General features: G+C 59.5%; 5 protein-coding genes. 3 read left to right on the forward strand and 2 right to left on the reverse strand.

Annotated elements, in window-relative coordinates:
- Positions 1-172 precede the first annotated feature (172 nt).
- Positions 173-1,525 (reverse strand): NtaA/DmoA family FMN-dependent monooxygenase, encoded by a 1,353-nt coding sequence (locus QRN11_RS20295; protein ID WP_285314263.1) that lies wholly within the window; start codon positions 1,523-1,525, stop codon positions 173-175.
- A 37-nt stretch (positions 1,526-1,562) separates the two neighbouring features.
- Complete coding sequence (locus tag QRN11_RS20300; protein ID WP_285314264.1) at positions 1,563-2,075, reverse strand: cupin domain-containing protein; 513 nt, start codon at positions 2,073-2,075, stop codon at positions 1,563-1,565.
- A 1,303-nt stretch (positions 2,076-3,378) separates the two neighbouring features.
- Between QRN11_RS20300 and QRN11_RS20305 the strand changes: the two genes are divergently transcribed.
- The 3 genes from QRN11_RS20305 to QRN11_RS20315 are packed head-to-tail and all read left to right on the forward strand — an operon-like array spanning position 3,379 to position 6,422.
- Positions 3,379-4,233 (forward strand): transketolase, encoded by an 855-nt coding sequence (locus tag QRN11_RS20305; RefSeq protein WP_285314265.1) that lies wholly within the window; start codon positions 3,379-3,381, stop codon positions 4,231-4,233.
- Positions 4,230-5,225, forward strand: a complete 996-nt coding sequence (locus tag QRN11_RS20310) for a transketolase family protein (RefSeq protein WP_285314266.1) — start codon at positions 4,230-4,232, stop codon at positions 5,223-5,225. The genes QRN11_RS20305 and QRN11_RS20310 overlap by 4 nt, the downstream gene beginning before the upstream one ends.
- A gap of 48 nt (positions 5,226-5,273) precedes the next feature.
- Positions 5,274-6,422 carry a glycerate kinase gene (locus tag QRN11_RS20315; RefSeq protein WP_285314267.1) on the forward strand — a complete coding sequence of 383 codons (1,149 nt, stop codon included), beginning with the start codon at positions 5,274-5,276 and terminating at the stop codon, positions 6,420-6,422.
- The last annotated feature ends 213 nt before the right edge of the window (positions 6,423-6,635 follow it).

Genomic DNA, 6,635 nt, shown 5'->3' on the forward strand with positions numbered 1-6,635 from the left:
CCACAACCAGCATCAGGATGGTTCTGACCTTGGGCTGGTAACCTGTCGGTGAAACCGCCGGAATTAGGCGGGCCGGCGCCGCTAAGCTATTTCCAGGCCCGCCTCAGCAGATGGCATTGAGGGCGTGCCCCTCCTGAAACCAGGAGGGGCAGGCTGAGAGACCCGGAACCGGTCAGGCTGATTGGGGCTCTTGCGTGATGGGCTTTTGGCTGAACTGGTTTTCGGGACGGGGGAGGCCGAGCAGTTCGCGGAACGTCATTTCCTCGCCGTAGGAGGTACGGAAACGTCCGCGCTTCTGCAGCTCGGGGACAACGAAGTTGACGAAGTCTTCGAGTTCCTCAGGCACGCCCTGCATGGTGAGGATGAAGCCGTCACAGGCCCCGGAATCAATCTCGTTCTCCATGTAGTCCGCGATGGTCGAAGGGCTCCCCACGACCGTGCCGGGGCCTGGGTAATTCTCCAGCAGTTCCCCAAACGTGGGCTTTCTGCCGTCAGGCATCCGGAAGTTGTAAACGGCATCCAAAAAGCCTTGGGAATGGGAAGTTGCAGTCGGCTTTTCGGGGAGGGGCTCATCCAAGGAGTATCCGCTAGTGTCACCCAAGCCAATTTCGATCCAGTTGCGCTGGAGGTCCGGGTGAAGCATGCGCTGCAACTCAACCCACTTCGCCTGCGCCTCCTCGTCTGTGGGTGCGATGACAGGGCACAGCATGGAGAGGACCTTGACGTCCGACGCCTTACGGCCCGCCTGGGCCGCAATGGAATGGATATCGTTCCTGTAGGCGGCAGCGGCCTCTCCGGAGGCGTTCGTGAAGACAAGTTCCGCCACCGTTCCCGCCAGTACCTTACCCGACCCGGAGGATCCTGCCTGGGCGAATACCGGGTATCCCTGGGGGGGTCTCATGACATTAAGCGGTCCTCGTACTGAAAAGAACTCGCCCTTGTGGTTTGGGGTGTGGAGCTTGTCCGGGTCGAAGAAGATCCCGGACTCTTGGTCGATGACATAGGCGTCATCCTCCCAGGAATCCCAGAGGGACTTGACGACCTCGACAAATTCAGTGGCCTTCGCGTAGCGCAGTTCCTTGTCGGCTAGCTCCTGCTCACCGTGGTTCTGGGCTTCCAGCGGGAAGGCGGAGGTTACGATATTCCAGCCGATGCGGCCTCCGCTGAGATGGTCCAGGCAGGCCATCTGGCGTGCAAGGATATAAGGCTGCTGGTACTCCGTTTGAGCGGTGGCTACGATACCGATCCGTTCAGTTGCACTCGCTGCCAGGGCGGCCAGGATAGTTGCATCCCATACACCGACTTTCGCAGTATGTTTACGGAGATGCTCAGGCATGCCCCATAGAGCGCTATTGTCCGCGAAGAATACTGCGTCCAGCATGCCGCGTTCAGCAGTGCGCGCGATATCCTTCCACAGCTCTGGGTTCCAGATGTCGTTGCCCTTGGCTCCTTTACGTCGCCATGACGCTTGGTGCCAGCCACCGGCATGCGGCATGGCGCAAACGGTGATGTGTTCAGTTCCCAATTAGAGGGCTCCTTTGACCTGAAGGGGTTGAGATTGATTATTTGTTGAAGCCAATGGTGACGGCAACGTAGACGCAGTCTTCGTCGTAGTGGTTCTTCCAGGCGTGGGGAACCCCGCCCATTACGAGGAGGTCCCCGGGCTGGAGGGTGCGCACCTTGCCACCGGGGAGTTCCATGTCGACCTTGCCTGACAGGATAATTTCGTAATCGATGGTGTCCGTCGCGTGCATGGACGGGTCATCGTTGTGATCGCCGTCAGAGTCCCTGAAGTCTGCACCTGCATCGTCAGCGTTCAGTTTTCCCGCCGAGTGTGCCGGGAAACAAACCACGGAAAGCGCGGATCCATTAATCCCGGCCACACCAGCATTGGATGGAACTTCACCGAAGTTACTGAGACTGTGGCCATCTGACACTTTCCAGTACGCGCCTGCGTTCACGGCGCCGGGTATATCCAAGGTGGCCGGGGCGGGTACTTCGAGGAAATCAAAATCCCCCTCTGCATTGGTAGCTGCTACAACAAGGTTGAAGTTGGCGGGCGCTGGGAAACTCATGCGTTCTCCTAGTTAAAAATTTGATATTTTGCAGACCATTGCGTGGCCTTGATCACTTGAAGAGGACCTAAATCAGCATAGGAAGCTGGGCAGATCCAAGGAGAGCCCCGTAGGCGCCAATCACTTGTTCTTTCCCGCCATGTTCCCCCGCCGTGAGCAACTGGAGCCGGTTTCACCGGAGGAGAGGGCTAGGAGGGACTCCATGGAAAAGCTTCAGCGGGTCGGATCCGGAGCCCGACGGCCTCCACGCTAGCGCTCCTGCGCATGCAGAGTGCTGCATGGCGGAAAAACGCAAGTGGTTGGCGTAAACGGGACTCCCTTTAGAGAGCGAACGGCCATAATGTGGCTCCTGAAGCCACGTGATGTGATGAAGAAGTGATGCAACTGATTACATGAAAAAGGACGTTCACCGATGGCACGTAATGCCACCGCAATGGCGCGGAACTCATGGTTAGGCGCGGTTGCCAGGACGGCTCCAGCCTATGGGTCCTATTTGACATTCTCGAACTACATTTTTCCGTGCAGCGCGAGAACCGGGCACACAGTCGGGGAGATAGCACTGCTGTTCTCCGCCTCGACATTGGGTACCGTCATTTGTCGTTGCTGCTGGGGAGGATGCTTCGACGATTCCAGGTCCGGGCGGTTGTCCCGGTCACGGCGATCGGCTTTGCGTTCCCACTCTGCTCCCATGCCGAGGCTGATGCAGTGAAACGGCTATGGCGGAGCTGCGTCGCAGTTGGGCGTCATGCTGGGCGCAGCAGTGGCCGGGTTTATCTTCATTGCCACTGGTTCTTACCTTATCGGTTTACCAACGTGGCGGCTGGTCTGATGCTCATCTGCGTCGTCATCGTCTGGACCGCGCTCAAGGGGGGAGGCAAGAGGCGCGCCGCATTGTCTGAAAGCCTGCATGCGGCGAAGTACTCTGATCCCGCCTCGCGAATTCCACCGAAGCGACCGCCCGATAGCGCATCCGCCGTGCTTCGGCAATCGCAGGCCTGGCGGAACCTCGAAACGCGGATCCCAACCTAGAAGGATCACTAGCAAATTGGAAGAATGGGCTCGGGACGTCCGGCAGGGTCCTCTACGGTTCGCCTGGACGTCACGGACCCTGAACGGCTCCCGGTGCCCTGCTCAAGCTGCCAAATGTGCTCATCACACCGCATATTGGTGGAGCGTTCTGGTCCAGGGCCACAAGCCGCCCGCCTCGTACACGCGCAGATCATCCGCCTGCGCTAAGGGCACGAAGCAGCCAACGTTGTCGTGCACACCTAGCCCTATTTACCGACCCAAGGAGGTTCCCCGAATGACACTTGCCCAACCGTTGCCCCTCCAGGATCTTGCTTCTAAGGCAGACGAGATCCGAGTTTCTATCCTTGACATGCTCGCCCACGCCGGGTCCGGCCATAGCGCCGGTCCGCTGGGTATGGCCGAAATTCTTACTGCCCTATACTTCAATGCGCTCCGGCATGACCCGGAGCTCCCCGAGTGGGATGACCGGGACGTGTTTTACCTTAGTAATGGACATACCGCGCCGGTTCTCTACGCGGCTCTTGCCCACGCGGGCTACTTTCCCCTCGAGGAGTTGCGGACCCTGCGTCAGTTTGGTTCGCGGCTTCAGGGGCACCCGGAGCGTGAGAGGCTTCCGGGCCTGGAAAGCACCAGCGGTCCGCTGGGTTCAGGGCTTTCCCAGGCCGCCGGGCATGCATATGCCTTTCAGCATATTGACCGGCAGTTGCACCGGTTTGTGTATGTGGCCATGGGTGACGGCGAGCTGAACGAAGGCAACATTTGGGAAGCGGCCATGTTCGCGGGCAAGTACAAGCTCGGGAAGCTGATAGGCATTGTGGACCGCAACTATATTCAAATTGACGGCCTGACGGAAGACGTGATGCCGCTGGATGACCTGGCAGCGAAATGGGAAGCGTTCGGCTGGCATGTCCTTGAAGTGGACGGCAACAACGTTGGCAGCCTTTTGGAGGCCATCAATACCGCTAAGGCTGTAGCTCAGAAACCCACAGTGATCATCGCCTACACCGTTCCTGGTAAGGGCGTCCCCTTTATGGAATATGACCACAAATGGCACGGCAAGCCACCGACCGCAGAACAGGCAGCGGAAGCCATCACATATATCGGTACCAACGGGAAGGCCGCAAAATGACCTCTAGCTATCCTCTCGATTCAAGGGTCGGGACCACGAACGTCGTGTCGGAGCCCATTCGTGCCGGGTTCGGCCGCGGCCTTCTTGAGGCTGGCCGGCAGGATCAGCGCGTCGTGGCGCTGTGCGCGGACCTGACCGAAAGCACCCAAATGCACCTTTTCGAACGGGAATTCCCAGAACGGTTCATCGAGGTCGGTATTGCCGAACAGAATCTGGTGACCGTGGCCGCAGGCCTCGCCCGTGCGGGCAAGATTCCGTTTACCAGCAGTTATGCCGCGTTTAGCCCTGGACGTAACTGGGAGCAGATCAAGACTACCGCCGCGCTGAACGACCAGCCCGTAAAGATCGTCGGCTCCCACACAGGGGTCAACGTCGGCCCGGACGGGGCAACGCACCAGATGCTTGAAGACATTGCACTGATGCGTGTCCTGCCCAACATGATCGTGCTTGCACCCGGCGACAGCATAGAAGCAGAAAAAGCTACCCTCGCCCTGGCCAGGATCGACAAGCCCGGGTACTTGCGGCTCACACGTGATGCAACCCCGATCTTCAGCACCGAGGAGTCCCCGTTTGAGATCGGACGGGGCTACATTCTCCGAGAAGGCACCGATCTGACTCTGATCGGCACCGGAACCATGACATACCAGTTGCTGACGGCCGCGGAGCTGCTACTGGCTGCTGCGGGCCTGCAAGCAGAAGTCGTGCATATGCCCACCATCAAACCACTCGATGACGCACTGATCCTGGAGTGCGCGGCCAGAACCGGATTCGTTGTCACAGCAGAGGAAGCACAAATCGCCGGTGGTCTTGGCGGTGCTGTTGCTGAACTGCTCAGCGAATACCTTCCGACTCGTCTGCTGCGTCTGGGCATCAATGACCGATACGGGGAAAGCGGCACCCCGGCCGAGCTTTTGGAAGCATTCGAACTCACTGGCGCCCACTTCGCCGGACAAATCCAGGCCGCGCACACTCATCACATGGCCCGCGTGTAATCACCAGCAGCAGCCCGTGCCGTTACCCACTAATTGAAGGAAAAGAAAATGCGTGTCATTATCGCTCCTGACTCGTTCAAGGGAACCATCACGGCGGCGGCAGCGGCTGCTGCCATTGCAACCGGCTGGCACGACGTTCGGCCGGAGGATGATCTTCTGCGGATCCCGATGGCCGACGGGGGAGAAGGAACGCTGGCAGCAGTGGAATCCGCCGTACCCGGCGCCGAACGAGTGTCCGTCGAAGTCCTCGGCCCTGCGACAGGCGCCAATCCACAAGCCTCAACCCACCTGGCGGACTGGCTCCGGCTCCCCGCCCGAGATGGGTACGGGCCCGTAGGGGTGATCGAGTTGGCCGCCGCCTCCGGAATCGAACACCTGTCATCTCTGGCGCCTCTGACTGCACACACCTACGGATTCGGGCAACTCATCCACCACGCGTTGAAATCAGGGATCAGCAGGATCCTTCTGGCAATCGGCAGCAGCGCATCGACAGACGGCGGAACAGGAGCACTTAAGGCTTTAGGTGCCCGTTTCATCGATCGAAACGCGAATCTGCTCCCCTTGGGAGGGGGATTCCTGCCTGACCTTGAATTCGTGGACTTCAGAGACTTGCTCTCACCCCCGCCAGGCGGCGCCGTCGTTCTCAGCGACGTTACCAACCCCCTTCTCGGACCTCAGGGGGCGGCCTGCATCTTCGGACCGCAAAAAGGCGCAGATGATCAGGAGATAAGCCACCTTGAAAAGGGACTGGAAACCCTGGCGTCAAAGATCGGAAAGGATCCAAACTTCCCTGGTGCCGGCGCCGCAGGCGGCACCGGCTACGGCCTGGCCCGGTGGGGCGCCGAAATTCGTCCCGGCGCCGCCGAAATCGCCGACATCATAGGACTCACCAACGCCGTCAAGGATGCGCACCTTATCATCACCGGTGAAGGCAGATTCGATAACCAGTCCCGCCAGGGAAAAGTCACCGGCTACGTTGCCGGCCTTGCTGCCCAGGCTCAAATCCCCGTGGCACTGGTCGCCGGGGCGATAGAAGGCAAAACCTCAGACTACACCTGCCCGACCTCCCTAAGCCAGCTCGCACAATCCATCCAGGCAGCAAAAAACAACCCCCAACGATGGCTCGAAGAAGCAGGCCGCATACTCGCCAGCCAGTGGGCTCCATCTAACCAGACCCAGTGCGGCGATTTCGATTAGAAAGTGCCCACGTGGCCCTCACTGCCCTTCTGTTGTGGGCGTTGACCGAACAGATCGCCGTGCAGTTCACGGCGGATCTCGGAACCTTGGACGTGATCTTCGCCGGATCGCTGGGGTTCCGGAGGGGTTCATCGCCACCTGGCGGCATATTCAGTAGGTGAGGCACGATGGAGGGCATGGAAGTACTTGGCAGCCGAATCCTGCTTCATCCGT

The organism is Pseudarthrobacter sp. fls2-241-R2A-168 (assembly GCF_030209335.1).
Classification (GTDB): Bacteria; Actinomycetota; Actinomycetes; order Actinomycetales; family Micrococcaceae; genus Arthrobacter.

Bases quoted from the DNA above. Each gene is read 5' to 3' on its own strand.
- QRN11_RS20300 (WP_285314264.1), bottom strand. From the start codon at position 2,075: ATGAGTTTCCCAGCGCCCGCCAACTTCAACCTTGTTGTAGCAGCTACC.
- QRN11_RS20305 (WP_285314265.1), top strand. From the start codon at position 3,379: ATGACACTTGCCCAACCGTTGCCCCTCCAGGATCTTGCTTCTAAGGCA.
- QRN11_RS20310 (WP_285314266.1), top strand. From the start codon at position 4,230: ATGACCTCTAGCTATCCTCTCGATTCAAGGGTCGGGACCACGAACGTC.
- QRN11_RS20315 (WP_285314267.1), top strand. From the start codon at position 5,274: ATGCGTGTCATTATCGCTCCTGACTCGTTCAAGGGAACCATCACGGCG.